Source organism: Flavobacterium fluviale, from assembly GCF_003312915.1.
Lineage (GTDB): Bacteria > Bacteroidota > Bacteroidia > Flavobacteriales > Flavobacteriaceae > Flavobacterium > Flavobacterium fluviale.
On the sequence record NZ_CP030261.1, the window covers coordinates 2,888,003 to 2,903,785 of the forward strand.

Sequence of the window (15,783 nt, forward strand, 5' to 3'; positions counted from 1 at the left end):
AATATGGAAAATACTAACAAAAGAATACTTTTAGTAGAAGATGACCTAAATTTTGGGGCAGTTCTTAAAGATTATCTAATGTTAAATGACTTTGAAGTTACTTTAGCTAAAAACGGTATGGAAGGTTTCGAGAAATTCAAGAAGGATGTATATGATTTATGTATTCTTGATGTAATGATGCCTTATAAAGATGGTTACACTTTGGCAAAAGAAATTAGAGAAAAAAATAGTGAAGTGCCAATTATCTTCTTGACAGCTAAGTCTATGAAAGAAGATGTTTTAAAAGGATATAAAGCAGGTGCGGATGATTATTTAAATAAGCCTTTTGATTCAGAGGTTCTTTTAATGAAAATTAAAGCAATCATTCAAAGAAAGTCTGCTGATACAAAAGCGGAACAAGTGCAATTTGAATTTAATATCGGTAAATTCCATTTAAATTCAAAATTGAGATTCTTGACTTTCCAAGACGAAGAGCCAATCAAATTATCTCCAAAAGAGAATGAATTGCTTAAAATGCTTATTCTTCATGAAAATGACTTAATGCCAAGAGAGTTAGCTTTAACAAAAATTTGGAGAGATGACAACTACTTTACTTCAAGAAGTATGGATGTTTACATCGCTAAACTAAGAAAATATCTAAAAGCAGATGAAGATGTTGAAATCTTAAACATTCACGGTGAAGGTTTTAGATTAGTGGTTAAAAGTAAAGTTACAGAATAACAAATTCACACTAAAAAATATAAGCTCTGAGAAATCAGGGCTTTTTTTATGCCCAATTTTTAATTGCTTTAATTCTCAATTTCGGATTCACTTGTTTTTTTCTGTATAAAAGCATGAAAAACGAATAGAACTATTGCTAGAGTTAGAGTTTTGATTTTTAGATAGATACTATGATTTTTGTATATTTCAGAATTCATCAATTATTTTTTTAGATGAATTTTCTTTAAAATAAATTTGGAAAATCAAAAAACAATTCTGAATATTTGCAGACGAAAAAAATAATAACCCTTTAAAACGAAGAAAAATGTTTGTACTTACATCGACATCACAAAGCTTCACACCAAACAGATTTGGTGCAGCACTTCTTCGTGGCTTATTTCAATCTTAGAAATACATTTTTAGATATATAAAAGCCCGAAGACATTTAGTTCGGGCTTTTTTTATTCTAGACACTTCAAATTTTCCCGAAATAACAATTTAACATTAATCCACAAAAGGATAAGAATTTCGCACGCTAATTTCATTTTGAATTGTCAATTTGAATGGAGCTTGCACAACCAACAATTAAAACGATTTATGGGAAATAAATTATCTGGAAAAGACCTGATCAAATTAGGCTTTCCAAAGAACAATTCAATAAACATTGCTCTAGGGCAAATAAACAGATATAGAAAAAAAGAAAAAAAGGAATCTATTCTAACAGAAGCAAAAGATGTGTTGCTAAATCCTGAAAAATATGAGGGAAATGGAACTTGGGGAAAAGTTGCCGAAGGTTTGATAAAGCCAGTTCAAGTAAGAATGCATCAGTTGAAAACAACGAGAGCTCCATTCACTATTTTCGGTGAAAATGAAATTGACCAGCAGGCAAAATTTCAATTGTATGATTCATTAAAATTACCAATTTCAGTAGCCGGGGCTTTAATGCCAGACGCACATTCAGGTTACGGATTGCCAATTGGAGGCGTTTTAGCAACAGATAATGCTGTGATTCCATACGGAGTAGGAGTTGATATTGGATGCCGAATGAGTCTCTCAATATTCGATTTGCCAGCTTCTCATTTTAAAGGAAGAGAACATCAGCTTGAAGCTATTTTAAAAGACAATACCAAGTTTGGAATGTATGAGACGCATGCATCAAGAGTAGATCATGACGTTTTTTATAAAAGCGAATTTCAAGATATTCCGTTGCTGAAGAATCTTTTACCTAAAGCTTACAAACAGTTAGGAAGTTCTGGCGGCGGAAACCATTTTGTAGAATTTGGAATTGCTAAAATCGATAATCCGGAAAACGAGTGGAAGCTCGAAAAAGGAGAGTATTTCGCTGTTCTTTCGCATAGTGGTTCACGTGGTTTAGGGGCAAAAATTGCGAAACATTACACTTATTTAGCGACTAAGCAATGTCCGCTGCCAAAAAATGTACAGCATTTGGCTTGGCTGGATTTGAATACACATGACGGTCAAGAATATTGGCTGGCAATGAATTTAGCAGGAGAATATGCCAAAGCCTGTCATGATGATATTCATAGACGAATTGGTAAAGCAATTGGAAAAAGAGTAGTGGCTACGATAGAAAATCACCACAATTTTGCTTGGAAAGAAATGGTAAACGGTCAAGAATGTATTGTCCACCGAAAAGGTGCAACTCCAGCAGCAGAAGGTCAATTGGGAATTATTCCGGGTTCAATGACTGCACCAGGTTACATTGTAAAAGGAAAAGGAAATGCAGAAAGTTTAAACTCTGCCTCTCATGGAGCTGGCCGTTTATTTTCGAGAGCAAAATGTAAAAGTACGTTTACGCAAAGTGAAATCAAAAAGGTTTTGAAAGCGAATGATGTAACCTTGATTGGAGGAAATATTGACGAAGCTCCAATGGCGTACAAAGACATTACAAAAGTAATGACCAACCAAACTGACTTAGTTGAAGTTTTGGGAACTTTTACACCAAAGATTGTTAGAATGGATCGATAAAAAGAGATTTAAAAAATGGAAAAAATAATTCAAATAACAGCGGGTCGCGGACCTGCAGAATGCAGTTGGGTTGTCGTCCAAGTGCTTAAAAAAGTTTTGGAAGAGGCGCAGGATCAACAATTAGAAACCGTTTTACTGCAGCGAGAAGCAGGTCAAGAAAATGGAACGGTTGAAACTGCTTCAATTGCTGTAAAAGGAAAAAATGCCGACAGCTTTGTAAAATCTTGGATTGGAACGATTCAATGGATTGGACAGAGTCAGTTTAGAAAAATGCACAAACGCAAGAACTGGTTTATTGGAATTTTTGAAATTGAACCGCAGAAGAACGTATCAATTTCTGAAAATGATATTCAATATCAGGCCATGCGGAGTTCTGGAGCTGGCGGCCAGCATGTAAACAAAGTGAGTTCAGCAATCCGGGCTACTCATGTTCCAACAGGAATTGCAGTTGTAGCAATGGACAGTCGTTCGCAGCACCAAAACAAAAAGCTGGCAACAGAAAGATTATTAAAAAAATTAGAAGACGAAAAACTAATTCAGCTTAAAAATCATGTGGGTAGACAATGGGAAAATCAGCTTAATATTGAGCGTGGAAATCCTGTTAGAATTTTTACCGGAAGTGATTTTAAAAAGAATAAAGTGGAGAAGAGTTACAAAGGAACACGTCAGAAATTAAAACAAGATTTACGAAATGAAAACAACTGATAAATATCTTTTTCAAGCTTTGGATAATTATCCGTTTTGGCTTGAAGGTACAATTGAGTCTTTGGATTATGCTTTTTCTTACGATGATAAAAATACTATGGTTTTGTGTTTGTATGGAAGAATTCAAGCGGAACAATTACTGAATTACGAAGAAGCGAAATCGTACTTTCAGCAAGCTTTGGCGATTAATATTCATGCTCTTGAAGTATATCCGTATTATTTAAAAACATTGATTTTAAATGAAGACTATGATGAAGCACAAAAGCTAATTGATTTTGCTCTGACGGTTAAAGGAATCAATAAATCAGAGATTTATATAAAGAAAGCTATTCTTTTGGAAGCGAAACAAGAATTTAAAAAAGCTTTGAATGAAATTAAGAATGCAAAACTTTATTCATTACAGTTTGCATTTGATTCTGATGTTACGGATGTAGAGAAAAGGATTCGAGGAAAAATTGATTTATTGAAAAAAAGCAAAAAATCTAAAAATGATTCAAAAAAGAAATCGAAATGATTTGGTAAAACAATAATCGATGCAAAATTGCATCGATTATTGTTTTTTATATGTATGTCATAAATTTTAAAATACTCAAAGTTTGTCATTTGACGAAGGAGAAATCTTCGCGAGTAGCTCGGCAACTATAGTCAGTCTGTATTGAGCTTCTTGCGAAGATTTCTCCTTCGTGAAATGACAGTATTGAGGAAAGTCAGATTCAAAAGAAGATTTTATTGATCTTTTTTATTTCCAATGTAATTCCAAAGCGAAACATGTTTTTTCGTCTTTTGTAATACTGAATGTTGCTTTTGTATGATCGTCATCTTCACTTTCGTGAATGACAACATTATCTTGTAATGAAAGCTCTTTCATAAAATTCATTTCGAAGCTTTTTACTTCTTGTTTTAAGATTCTTTTTGGATCAACGTGATCTAGGCACCATTCCACATATTTTACATTATTGACGTGATTTACAATGTCTAAATCTGATAAATAAACAGTTTTTTCAAAAACGGCTTCTTTTTCGTGGTTGATATTTATTTTAGAAAAGCCTTCTTCTGTGGCTCTATTTTCGGGAAATAATTCAAAGTGTTCATATGGTAAAGCCAATGCCTCTGGACGGCGCGCTTGTGTATTGAAAACAGCCCAATAGGTTTCGCAGCCTACAATTTTCTTTCCGTTTACGTACATTTCAAGAGCACGAACTGAACGTGAATTTTCTAAACTATTAATCCAAGTTTTTACCGTAACAATATCCTGCCATTTTGGTAAAGCATGAACTTCAACGCGCATTCGGCTTAAAACCCACGCTTGGTGAAATTCCTGCATATCATAAAAACTAATGCCGCCAACTTCTGAATGTGCTGCAGCAGTCAATTGTAAAATATTACACAAATCGGTGTATTTTAAATAACCTGCAGGCGTGCATTGTGTGAAATTGATTTCCCAGTCTTTACTTAAAACTGATGTGAAATTTGGAGATATTGGCATTTTTAATTTTAAATTTTTGTTTTTTAGAGAATAGAAAAAAGAATAAAGAAAATTAGATTTTGATCTTTACTTTAGAAGACTTTCTATATAATTTATAATTTCTTTTCTATCTATCGCGTAATCAAACCATTTTGTATTTTCATTTCGTTTGAACCACGTTAATTGTCTCTTGGAGAATCTTCTAGTGTTTTTTTTGATTTCTTCTATTGCAAAAGGCAATGTAAATTCTCCGTCAAAATAACTAAATAATTCTCTATAACCGACCGTTTGAAGCGCATTTAACGCTTTATTAGGATACAATGTTTTAGCTTCTTCCAGCAAACCTTCGTTTATCATAATGTCAACACGCTGGTTGATTCGGTTGTAAATGATTTCTCTTTCGGCATCTAAACCAATTAAAATAGGAGTGAAGTCTCGATTGTTTTTCTTCTGATTTAAGAATGAAGAATAAGGTTTTCCTGTTCCAATGCAAACTTCTACAAAACGCATCATTCGCTGCGGGTTTTGTAATGTCTGAGGATTTTCGATAGTTGTTTTTTGGTAATAATCTGGATCTAGATTTTTTAGTTGTTCCTGAAGATATTCAATTCCGAGTTTTTCGTAATTTAAATTTACTTCTGAACGAACTTCTGGACTGATTTCTGGAAATTCATCAAAACCTTTTAAAATAGCATCTACATATAGTCCTGAACCTCCAATAAGAATAACATAATCGTTGTTTTGAAAAAGTTCTTCGATTTTGGCTAAAGCTTCTTTTTCGTAATCGCCAACGGTGTAATTTTCAAAAATAGATTTATTTTGAATGAAATGATGTTTGGCAGAATTCAATTCTTCTTGATTGGGAACGGCTGTACCAATAGTCATTTCTTTGAAAAACTGACGGCTGTCGCAAGAAACGATCTCGCATTTAAAATGTTGTGCCAAAGCAATACTTAAGGCTGTTTTGCCTATGGCTGTTGGTCCGACAATGGTTATTAGGTATTTCATATTTTTTAGCCCAGATGGAAATGAAAACCCCGGACTTATATTTGTTCGTTTTTTTTGGTGTAAAAGAGCGACCAGCGGAAGCTCCTTTTATGCCTTAAAAAAACAACAAAGATAAGGAGGAGTTGCAATGTACAGCTGGATTAGCTTCTAAAATTAATTATTTGGCAATTCGCTTCCACATTCGTAACAATATTTTGCGCTGTCAAAATGGACTTGGGAATTGCAGTTTTTGCATGTTTTTTTGGTGCTTACTGCACTGTTTCTCAAACTGCTTTTGGCAAATTCGGCAGTTACAATTCCGGTTGGAACCGCAATTATTCCATATCCTAAAATCATTACTAATGCTGCAATAAATTGTCCTAAAGGAGTTTGTGGTGAAATGTCTCCATAACCAACTGTTGTTAAAGTTACAATTGTCCAGTAAATTCCCATTGGGATGCTTGTAAAACCAGATTCTTGGCCTTCGACTAAGTACATAATTGTACCGATAATTACAGTACTGATGAGCACAAAATATATAAAAACTAGAATCTTTTCTTTGCTAGCTTCTATTGCCTCTTTTAATTGCAGGGATTGATGTGAAATTTGCGGAATATGTAAGATTTTGAATAATCGTAAAAAACGTAAAGCTCTTACGATTGATAAAATACTTGCGCCAGGGAAAAATATTGATAGATACATGGGTAGGACCGCAAGCAAGTCTATAATTCCGTAAAAACTGAAGATATATTTAACAGGTTTTTGAATGGATATTATTCTTAAAATATATTCGATTGTAAAAAAAACGGTGATAACCCATTCGCAAATAAGGAGCTGTTCGTGGTACTTTGAACTGATTCCTTTAACTGTGTCCAGCATAATTAAAAGAACGCTCAATAAAATCAATCCTAAAAGAACCAAATCAAACATACGTCCTAAAATGGTATTGGTGCCATATAGGATTATCTTAACTTTTTCTCGAAAGATTTCGTATTGTGATTTTTTATTTTTCATATCCACTAAGATAATGAAAGTTTTATATTGTTAAAAATTTAAAATCTTGATAGATTTACTTTTTCGAAGGTAGCTTTGAAGAATGTTTTTTACATCGCGGTTGTGCTCCATCGGAATCAAAATGGTTTTAAGGATCTCAATATTAGTAATTTGATAATTAAGATCATAGTAAGCATAACCCTTATAAATTCCATTTTCGATTAAAATAGCACTTCGTTCGTTTATATTACGGCCTTTGTCAATCAGGATCATGCTTTTATTTTCAAAACTATTCTCGGAAATAAATTGCTGAACTCTTAAATTGTAAACTTCAGGAGTTATTTCGCCAATGCAGGCGCCGTCACATTCTTTGATTGAATATTGAAAACACTCTTTCTTGCTATGATACAATCCTGTTAATTTTTGACATAAATGGTATTTTGCCGTGAATTTAAAAAGTGCATTTTTGCCTTCTTGCAAAGAAACAAACGATGTGATGTCTTTCTTACGTCCGTCAGCTTTTTCAAGTTTTAAATTGAGATAACCATTCGAGTCTTTCTCGGCATATAATGCAAAAGGAAATACTGTCTTTTTCTGAGAACGATTATGTCTCGGACGATTAATTTTTACTTCCTGACTTTCTTTTAAAAGTGCAATCAATTCACTTCCAGTTTCATCATAAGTTATGGTAAAAACTTCAGCCTGGATTCTTTTGCTTTTAGTTGTAATTCCCGTAAAATGCTGATTGACTCTCTTTTTTATGTTATGGCTTTTACCAATATAAATTAAGGTGCCGCTTTCATTATAAATATAATAAACACCAGTTTTAGCCGGCATTTGACTTAAAAGATCTAAGAATTTAGGAGCAATTCCTTTTTCGACTTCGAGTTTTATAAAATCTTTTACGATTGTTTTTTCTACGTCTTTTTCTAAGAGCATTTTAAACAATTTTGTCGTAGCCATTGCGTCTCCGCTGGCACGATGTCTGTCTGCCATTGGAATTCCCAATGCACGAACCAATTTTCCTAAACTGTAAGAAGGCTGTTCTGGAATTAGTTTTTTGGCCAATTCTACAGTACAAAGAGTTCTGGCTTCAAAATCGTAGCCTAAACGTCTAAATTCTGTTCTTAAAATTCGATAATCGAAAGAGGCATTGTGAGCCACAATAACGCAGTTGGATGTTATTTCGATAATGCGTTTGGCGACTTCATAAAACTTTGGTGCAGAACGCAGCATAGCATTATTGATTCCAGTTAGCTTTACGACGAAAGGCTGAATCGGAATTTCAGGATTGACAAGGCTTATGAATTGGTCAACTACTTCGTGTCCATCAAATTTATAGATGGCGATTTCAGTAATTCCTTCTTCGTTAAACTGCCCTCCAGTTGTTTCTATGTCTAGTATTGCGTACAAATTTAGTATTCGTTCTCAGTTTTTAGTATTCAGTTGTTGTATAGGCGCGTATCCGTCCTTACGAAATGTGGTTTTTGATAATCAACGTCCTCCAAAAATGCTGCTTCCAATGCGAACCATTGTGCTGCCACATTCTATTGCAAGCTGATAATCTCCAGACATTCCCATAGAAATTGTAGAGACGCATTGCAATGCATCTTTACCATATCCGTCAATGTTTTTTAATGAGTCAAAAATGGATTTTAAATGGGTAAATTCTTTTTTAATTTGGTTTTGATCTTCTGTGAAAGTTGCCATTCCCATTAAACCTAAGATACGAATATTTTTTAACTCTTTGAATGCTGAAGAAGTTAAAAGTTCGTTTAATTCGTTTTCGTCAAGACCAAATTTAGTTTCTTCTTCGGCAATATACATTTCAAGAAGACAATCTATTGTTCTATTGTTTTTTAAAGCTTGTTTGTTGATTTCTTGTAATAATTTCAAACTATCTACACCATGAATTAAACTCACAAATGGTGCCATAAATTTTACTTTATTCGTTTGCACATGACCAATCATGTGCCATTGAATATCTTTTGGCATTTCTTCCCATTTTTCAGTCATTTCTTGGATTTTGTTTTCTCCAAAAATGCGCTGGCCAGCTTCATAGGCTTGCATTAAGTCTGAAACTGGTTTTGTTTTAGAAACGGCAACAAGAGTTACATGTTCAGGTAAACTTGCTTTGATTGTATTTAAATTCGATGGAATCGACATGATATTTATTTTTTATAAAAATTGCTTAGAAATTTTCTCTGCTTTTTTACTTTCGCTGTAATCGTAAAAACCTTCTCCAGATTTAACGCCTAGTTTTCCAGCTCTTACCATATTAACCAATAATGGGCAAGGAGCATATTTTGGGTTTTTGAAACCTTCGTACATTACATTTAAAATGGCAAGACAAACATCAAGCCCAATAAAATCAGCTAATTGAAGCGGTCCCATTGGATGTCCCATGCCTAATTTCATTACCGTGTCAATCTCATAAACTCCCGCAACTTTATTGTATAACGTTTCAATTGCTTCGTTTAGCATAGGCATTAAAATTCTATTGGCTACGAAACCAGGATAATCGTTTACTTCAACAGGAACTTTTCCTAATTTCTCAGATAAATCCATTATGATTTTTGTGACTTCATCGCTTGTGTTATAACCGCGGATGATTTCAACTAATTTCATAATTGGCACCGGATTCATAAAATGCATTCCGATAACACGCTCAGGATGTGCAACAACAGAACCAATTTGTGTAATGGATATTGAAGAAGTATTAGTTGCTAAAATAGTATTATGAGAACAAGCTTCGTTTAATTGCTTGAAAATATTCAGTTTTAATTCTACGTTTTCTGTTGCGGCTTCTACCACTAAATCAACACCAACAACACCATCTTTAATGTCTGTATAGGTAATAATATTGGTAATAGTTTTGGCAACGTCTTCTTGTGTAATTGTACCTTTTGCAAGCATACGGTCTAAATTGGCCGCAATAGTTGCCATTCCTTTATCTAATGATTTTTCTGAAACGTCGATTAGTTTTACGGTAAAACCGCTTTGTGCAAATGTATGAGCAATTCCGTTACCCATTGTTCCTGCACCAATTACAGCTATAGTTTTCATTTAATTTTGGTATTTAAATTTTAAAAGTTAAGGTTTAAAGTGACTTTTCCGCCAGCTTTAAACCTTAAAAATAATGAGTTGTATTTTTTATTATTTATCGAAACAATCAATAATCTGGTAGGCTACACGTAAAGCATCTGTCGCTTGTTCTAATGTTACAACCGGCGTTGTATCTGTGTTAATTGCATTTGCAAAAGATTCTAACTCGTCCAGGATTGCATTATTTTGCTCAACATCTGGATTAGTAAAATAGATTTGTTTTTTTACGCCTTCTGCATTTTGCAGAATCATATCAAAATCTCCAGGAACTTCTGGCGCATCTTTCATACGAACTACTTCGCATTTTTTTTCTAAAAAGTCAACTGAAATGTAAGCATCTTTTTGGAAAAAACGAGATTTTCTCATATTCTTCATTGAGATTCTGCTGGCTGTTAAGTTGGCAACACAGCCATTTTCAAATTCAATTCTAGCATTGGCAATATCTGGCGTATCACTGATAACAGAAACTCCGCTTGCATGAATGTCTTTTACTTTTGAATTAACAACACTCAAAATGGCATCAATATCATGAATCATTAAATCCAAAACCACAGGAACGTCCGTACCACGCGGATTAAACTCTGCCAAACGGTGCGTTTCTATAAACATCGGGTTTTCGATCATGTTTTTTGTTGCGATAAAAGCAGGGTTAAAACGCTCCACATGACCAACTTGACCTTTTACATTGTATTCTTTGGCTAAAGCGATAATTTCTTCGGCTTCTTCTACAGTATTGGCAATTGGTTTTTCTATAAAGATATGTTTTCCTGATTTGATTGCAACTTTTGCACATTTATAGTGTGAAAGTGTTGGAGTTACAATATCGATTACATCGACAGCATGAATAAGTTTTGCAATTGTGCTGAAGTTTTTATAGCCAAATTCCTTAGAGATTCTTTCGGCATTTTCTTGATTTTCGTCGTAAAATCCAACTAATTCGTATTTGTCAGATTGTTGTAATAAGCGTAAATGTATTTTACCAAGATGACCAGCACCTAAAACTCCTACTTTTAACATGAGAATGTATTTTAAACAAAAATATAATTTATTTGTTTACCGTGAAAATGAATTTAACTAATTGTGAGTTGTGATTTATGAATTGTAAATTTATCATCTGTGGCTTTTGACTTTCGGCTTTTGACTTTCGATATTATTAATTTAATAATTAAAAATCAATATTTGATTTCCTTTTTAGATTCTTTACTTTTGCGAAAATAAAACCTACCCATTTTGAAAGACACTGCCAAACATCAAGGACTTCGTAATCAATTAGTAAGCACTTTAGAACAAAAGGGAATTACTGATAGAGCGGTTTTAGAGGCGATAAAAAAAATCCCAAGACACCTTTTTTTGAATTCAAGTTTTGAAGATTATGCTTATCAAGATAAGGCTTTTCCTATTGGAGCGGGACAAACTATTTCGCAGCCTTATACGGTTGCCTTTCAATCGCAGTTATTAGAGGTTAAAAAAGACCACAAAATTCTAGAAATTGGAACTGGTTCTGGATATCAAACTGCTGTTTTGTTTAATCTTGGAGCAAAAGTTTATACTGTAGAAAGACAAAAAGAACTGTTTAAACAGACTTCTATTTTGTTTCCAAAATTGAATATTCGCCCAAAACATGTTTCTTTTGGCGATGGCTATAAAGGATTACCAAATTATGCTCCTTTCGACAGTATTATAGTTACAGCTGGTGCACCATTTATTCCACAGCCGTTAATGGCGCAGCTTAAAATAGGAGGAAGGCTTGTGATTCCACTTGGAGAAGATGTTCAGATTATGACTTTATTAATTAGAAAGAACGAAACGCAATTTGAAAAACATGAGTTTGGAGAATTTAGATTTGTTCCTTTATTAGAAGATAAAAATTAAAGAGAAAGCCCAGTTTATACTGGGCTTCTTTTATTTTTCGACTAATTGTATAGCCTTTTGTAGATTTTCCTTTTCAATTTTCAAGATATGATTAATAAAGATAGATTTATCGTTCTTAATTTTGCTTTCTTCTATTATAGATAAATATTCATCTATAGCATTTTGATTCTCTTCAACTGAAGCATACACATAATCATGTTGAAGCAAAATCCAATTTAATATCAAATTTGATATTTGTAGATTTCCGTTTTCAAAAGGACTAATTTCGAGTACTTTTAAATGTGCTTCAGATGCAAGAATTATTGGATGAAGGTTATTTTTATGTGATTCATACCAATTAAAAAATAAATTCATTTCTCTTATAATCAACGAATCATTTTTATATTTTCCTGAATTTTCATTTCCAATTCCTTTAAATATTAGATTATGAATAAAGATCAATTCCTTTTCGTTTATTGATGTTTTCTTTTGACTTAAATCTTTAATGTACAATGTTGTTTCTGAAAAATTAATTGCTTCAAGATGATTCTGTATACTTTTTCCAGCAATAGTTGATCCATCATTTATAACAGATTTAGTTTCTTCTAATGTTAAACTGTTTCCGTTTAAACGAATGCTCTTAAAAATAAAATCTAATTCTAAAGTTTTTGAAATTTTGCGTAATTCAAAATGATTAAAAGATTGAATTTTATTTTTTAATATTTCGATCTCATCTAAAGTTGTTCGAATCGAAGGTGATAGAATAGTGTTAATTTCCTTTTCATTATTATGAATTTCTTGTTCAGCTAAAAGTAGAGCCTTCAAAGCAAATTCTTCATCACCAATTTCATAAAGTATTTTTTCTTTAAGCCAGGCAATCATTAAAGTTTCATAATCAATTTCTAAAAGTTGCGCTAATTTTGAAATCTGCTCTTTGGTCGGTTTTCGGGTTCCCGACTCAAATTTACTGATTAATGCTTGATCTATTTCAGCAAGCTGAGCCAGTTCACGGGTTTTTAAACCTTTTTGTTCTCTTGCATTTTTTAAAAGCGATTTCATTTATGAATTATTTAGTCTTGACAGATTTGGTCATTTTTTTGTTTGTAATAAAAGCGACTTTAAAGGTCGCTTTTATTAATCTTTTATTTTGGAGGTAAAGAACCGTCTTTTCTCATTTCTTTTACTACAGCCTGCATAATTGCATCAACCGTTTGTCCTAAATCTGTAACATACTGCGATTCTGTCGTTCCTGTCCAGATTAATTTATTTTCTTTTAATGAAAAAATATTGGTTTCTACCATATAAGATGTTGTTTCCTGATAGTACCCTGGATCGTAAAAGGTTGGCGAATACATTCCGTACCAATTCCCAAAACCATAGCCATACATTCCTGTATACATTCCATCAAAACCTCCGTAATACATTCCGGTATAAGTTCCTGGAACATAATTTGTTTCCTTTTCTTTGCTTACCAATCGCATTGTTATTACTCCGTCGAAATTTTCATCTTGAAGGATTTTTAACTTCTGCTCCTTTGTGAGGTCTTTTGTACTTTCGTTTAAATATTGGTATGAAGTTTTAAAAATTTCGTTACCAGCCGCAATTCTGTTTTCTGTAACTCTTCGCGAAGCTTCATCTTTTACTAAAGCTACGACCAAAACTTTTTTGAAATTTTCTTGAGAAACGGTGATTTTAGGATCTCTCCAGCTGTTTACGATTGAAGTATTACTTGAACAACTTGAAAGTATAACTACAGCGAAAAACAAACATAAGTACTTTTTCATATTTTACAGTTAAATTGGTTACAAGTAAAAATAACGATAAAATATTAATAAATAGGAATGTACGTAAATTAAAAAAGCTTTTTAGTTAAAAGCTTTTTTAATACGGTCTAAATCACGCTTAGTATCTTGTTCTTTCAGCGATTCTCGCTTGTCGTAATTTTTCTTTCCCTTACAAAGACCAATCTGAAGTTTTGCTAAGCCTTTTTCATTTGTGAACAATTTCAGTGGCACAATAGTAAGTCCTTTTGCCTGAACACTTTTGTGAAGTGTTTTTAGTTCTTTTTTATTCAGAAGCAGTTTTCTTTCGCTTCTAGATTTATGATTGAATTGATTTCCAAATGAATACTCTTCTATGTAAGTATTGATTGCAAAAAGCTCCATACCGCTAAACTCGCAAAAGCTTTCTGTAATGTTCGCTTTTCCTAAACGTATTGATTTGATTTCGGTACCCGCTAAAACAATTCCAGCAGTATACGTGTCGATTATTTCATAATCAAATCGGGCTCTTTTATTTAATATATTGACTGATTTTAACATAAGTGCAAATGTAAGACAAAATTGAAAAACTTTATGAAGAGCTAAGATAATTAAAGTTTTTTTTTAATCTATGATTTTAATCAGCTGCGACAAAAATGCTTCCTTTTAAGTTTGCTTTATAATTCAAAAACAAAATTAAAATGAAAAAAATTGTAACACTGGCAAGTATTGTATTAATTAGTTTAACTGCTAAAGCTCAAGATTCATCTCAGGGATTAAAAGGAGCTTGGTTTGCGACTTCTCAGTTTGGTTATCAGCAGACTAAAACGGCTGATTCAAAAAATACAACTTTATCTGTACTGCCAATCGTTGGAACATTTGTAACGCCATCTGTTGCCGTGGGTGCTGGAGTTGGATATATTAATATCAAGGCAGATTCTGATGCAGGAACAGCTGCGAAAACAGATTTGTTTGTTGCGCAGCCTTTAGTGAGAAAGTATTGGAATGTTGCGGGTTCTCTTTATTTCTTCGGACAGTTGGCAGTTCCAATCATTACTGGTAAAGAAAAAGAAAGTGAATTAAAAGTAAATCAGGTTGGTGTATCGTTATCAGGAGGTTTCGATTATTTTGTAACTAAAAATTTCTCTGTTGAGTTTTCTTATGACTTAGCCAACTTTACATCGACAACTATTGATCCAAAAACAGGAGATAAAACGACAGTTACTAATTTTGGTTTAGCGCACGCAGCAAATGTTGATCCGTTTTATAATACAGCTTTAGGAGGAAGTAATCCTAATTTAACGTCTCCAATTTCTGTTGGATTTAAATTCTTATTCTAATTTATTCTTTATTTGATTATCGTAAAATTCTATTTTAGTAATTTTGCAAAAAAGAAAGACCGTACTTTTTTATAGTACGGTCTTTTTATATAATTTAAAGATATAAAATGCAAAATCAGTCCAAAGATCCTTTACACGGAATCACACTTCAAAAAATTGTAGAAACTTTAGTAGATCATTATGGTTTTGACACTTTAGGAGAACTAATTCCAATTAAATGTTTTCAATCAAATCCTAGCATCAAATCAAGTCTTACTTTTTTAAGAAAAACAGACTGGGCGCGAAAAAAAGTCGAAGATCTTTACGTAAAATCGTTACCTAAATTCTCTAATTTATAATTTATACGAAATCATTACTCCGCCGCGGTAAGGAAGCCATTCGCCGCTCTTATTGTAGTTAGGTGCTTTATCGTATCTTCCAGGAGTTCCATCATTATAATAACCATGGTAAAAACCTTGATGCCAGCCTCCGCCAACGAAGAAGTCAAGTAAAAATTTATCACTTAATTTGAGATTGTAACCTATAGTGGCACCAAGTCTATAACCAAAACCATCTTCATATTTATTAGTATCCCAATAATTCCATTTTTGTAATTCATATTTGTCAGCACCTATATGGGCTCCAACATAGAAACCATTATATTTTTCTTTAAAATGGTAACGAACTTCTGGAGTTACAGTAACAAATTTCATAGGATTGTTTCCATTAAAAGATTCCCAAAAAGAAGCCATAACGTCAACACTAAAGGTTGTTTTTTCTCCAATGCTAGTTTCGATTCCTACATTAGGGATGGCAAGTAAAGCGGTTGCTCCATTAAATTTTACAAAAGTCTGACTTTGTAACTGCAGACAAAATAAAAGAACAAATAAGGCAGGTATTTTTTTCATAA

The 15,783-nt window shown here is 32.9% G+C and carries 18 protein-coding genes; 7 read left to right on the forward strand and 11 right to left on the reverse strand.

What is annotated here, in order from left to right; translation table 11 throughout:
* The first annotated feature begins 3 nt into the window (after window positions 1–3).
* The 4 genes from HYN86_RS12725 (at window position 4) to HYN86_RS12740 (ending at window position 3,907) form a co-directional block, all read left to right on the forward strand.
* Window positions 4–720 carry a response regulator transcription factor gene (locus HYN86_RS12725; protein ID WP_057118447.1) on the forward strand — a complete coding sequence of 239 codons (717 nt, stop codon included), beginning with the start codon at window positions 4–6 and terminating at the stop codon, window positions 718–720.
* Between the two features lie 576 nt (window positions 721–1,296).
* Window positions 1,297–2,688, forward strand: a complete 1,392-nt coding sequence (locus tag HYN86_RS12730; protein WP_113678365.1) for an RtcB family protein — start codon at window positions 1,297–1,299, stop codon at window positions 2,686–2,688.
* 15 nt (window positions 2,689–2,703) lie between these two features.
* Window positions 2,704–3,393 (forward strand): peptide chain release factor H, encoded by a 690-nt coding sequence (gene prfH / locus HYN86_RS12735; RefSeq protein WP_113678366.1) that lies wholly within the window; start codon window positions 2,704–2,706, stop codon window positions 3,391–3,393.
* Window positions 3,380–3,907: a hypothetical protein gene (locus HYN86_RS12740; protein ID WP_113678367.1), complete on the forward strand. Its 528-nt coding sequence runs from the start codon at window positions 3,380–3,382 to the stop codon at window positions 3,905–3,907. The genes prfH and HYN86_RS12740 overlap by 14 nt, the downstream gene beginning before the upstream one ends.
* Window positions 3,908–4,132: 225 nt before the next feature.
* Here the strand turns inward: HYN86_RS12740 and HYN86_RS12745 are convergent, their stop codons facing one another.
* From HYN86_RS12745 to HYN86_RS12775, 7 genes are all read right to left on the reverse strand, one after another.
* Window positions 4,133–4,879, reverse strand: coding sequence for an acyl-[acyl-carrier-protein] thioesterase (locus HYN86_RS12745; RefSeq protein WP_113678368.1), 747 nt, complete (start codon window positions 4,877–4,879; stop codon window positions 4,133–4,135).
* Between the two features lie 66 nt (window positions 4,880–4,945).
* A complete protein-coding gene (miaA, locus tag HYN86_RS12750; protein ID WP_113678369.1) occupies window positions 4,946–5,866 on the reverse strand; it encodes a tRNA (adenosine(37)-N6)-dimethylallyltransferase MiaA in 921 nt (306 codons plus the stop codon).
* A gap of 153 nt (window positions 5,867–6,019) precedes the next feature.
* Window positions 6,020–6,859, reverse strand: coding sequence for an ion transporter (locus tag HYN86_RS12755; protein ID WP_113678370.1), 840 nt, complete (start codon window positions 6,857–6,859; stop codon window positions 6,020–6,022).
* Between the two features lie 30 nt (window positions 6,860–6,889).
* Window positions 6,890–8,251, reverse strand: a complete 1,362-nt coding sequence (locus HYN86_RS12760) for an exonuclease domain-containing protein (RefSeq protein WP_113678371.1) — start codon at window positions 8,249–8,251, stop codon at window positions 6,890–6,892.
* 81 nt (window positions 8,252–8,332) lie between these two features.
* A complete protein-coding gene (locus HYN86_RS12765; protein ID WP_113678372.1) occupies window positions 8,333–9,004 on the reverse strand; it encodes a YggS family pyridoxal phosphate-dependent enzyme in 672 nt (223 codons plus the stop codon).
* A gap of 12 nt (window positions 9,005–9,016) precedes the next feature.
* The gene (locus HYN86_RS12770) at window positions 9,017–9,904 is read right to left on the reverse strand and encodes a 3-hydroxyacyl-CoA dehydrogenase family protein (protein WP_057118437.1); all 888 of its coding nucleotides are present in this window, start codon (window positions 9,902–9,904) and stop codon (window positions 9,017–9,019) included.
* A 90-nt stretch (window positions 9,905–9,994) separates the two neighbouring features.
* Window positions 9,995–10,960 carry a Gfo/Idh/MocA family protein gene (locus tag HYN86_RS12775; protein WP_113678373.1) on the reverse strand — a complete coding sequence of 322 codons (966 nt, stop codon included), beginning with the start codon at window positions 10,958–10,960 and terminating at the stop codon, window positions 9,995–9,997.
* Between the two features lie 213 nt (window positions 10,961–11,173).
* Here HYN86_RS12775 and HYN86_RS12780 point away from each other — a divergent pair, with 213 nt between their 5' ends.
* A complete protein-coding gene (locus tag HYN86_RS12780) occupies window positions 11,174–11,815 on the forward strand; it encodes a protein-L-isoaspartate(D-aspartate) O-methyltransferase (protein ID WP_113678374.1) in 642 nt (213 codons plus the stop codon).
* Between the two features lie 30 nt (window positions 11,816–11,845).
* Here HYN86_RS12780 and HYN86_RS12785 read toward each other — a convergent pair whose 3' ends face one another.
* The 3 genes from HYN86_RS12785 to smpB form a co-directional block, all read right to left on the reverse strand.
* The gene (locus HYN86_RS12785; protein WP_113678375.1) at window positions 11,846–12,853 is read right to left on the reverse strand and encodes a helix-turn-helix domain-containing protein; all 1,008 of its coding nucleotides are present in this window, start codon (window positions 12,851–12,853) and stop codon (window positions 11,846–11,848) included.
* Between the two features lie 83 nt (window positions 12,854–12,936).
* Window positions 12,937–13,578 (reverse strand): membrane lipoprotein lipid attachment site-containing protein, encoded by a 642-nt coding sequence (locus HYN86_RS12790; RefSeq protein ID WP_113678376.1) that lies wholly within the window; start codon window positions 13,576–13,578, stop codon window positions 12,937–12,939.
* Window positions 13,579–13,659: 81 nt separating this feature from the next.
* Entirely contained in the window at window positions 13,660–14,115 is a 456-nt protein-coding gene (gene smpB, locus HYN86_RS12795) for an SsrA-binding protein SmpB (protein ID WP_057119835.1), read from the reverse strand.
* 140 nt (window positions 14,116–14,255) lie between these two features.
* On the opposite strand from smpB, the gene HYN86_RS12800 reads away from it, so the two are divergent.
* Together HYN86_RS12800 and HYN86_RS12805 are read left to right on the forward strand one after the other, a co-directional pair.
* Entirely contained in the window at window positions 14,256–14,894 is a 639-nt protein-coding gene (locus tag HYN86_RS12800; RefSeq protein WP_113678377.1) for an outer membrane beta-barrel protein, read from the forward strand.
* Window positions 14,895–15,001: 107 nt separating this feature from the next.
* Window positions 15,002–15,232: a VF530 family protein gene (locus HYN86_RS12805; RefSeq protein ID WP_113678378.1), complete on the forward strand. Its 231-nt coding sequence runs from the start codon at window positions 15,002–15,004 to the stop codon at window positions 15,230–15,232.
* Here HYN86_RS12805 and HYN86_RS12810 read toward each other — a convergent pair.
* Window positions 15,227–15,781, reverse strand: a complete 555-nt coding sequence (locus HYN86_RS12810) for a DUF3575 domain-containing protein (RefSeq protein ID WP_113678379.1) — start codon at window positions 15,779–15,781, stop codon at window positions 15,227–15,229. The genes HYN86_RS12805 and HYN86_RS12810 overlap by 6 nt on opposite strands.
* Window positions 15,782–15,783 lie beyond the last annotated feature (2 nt).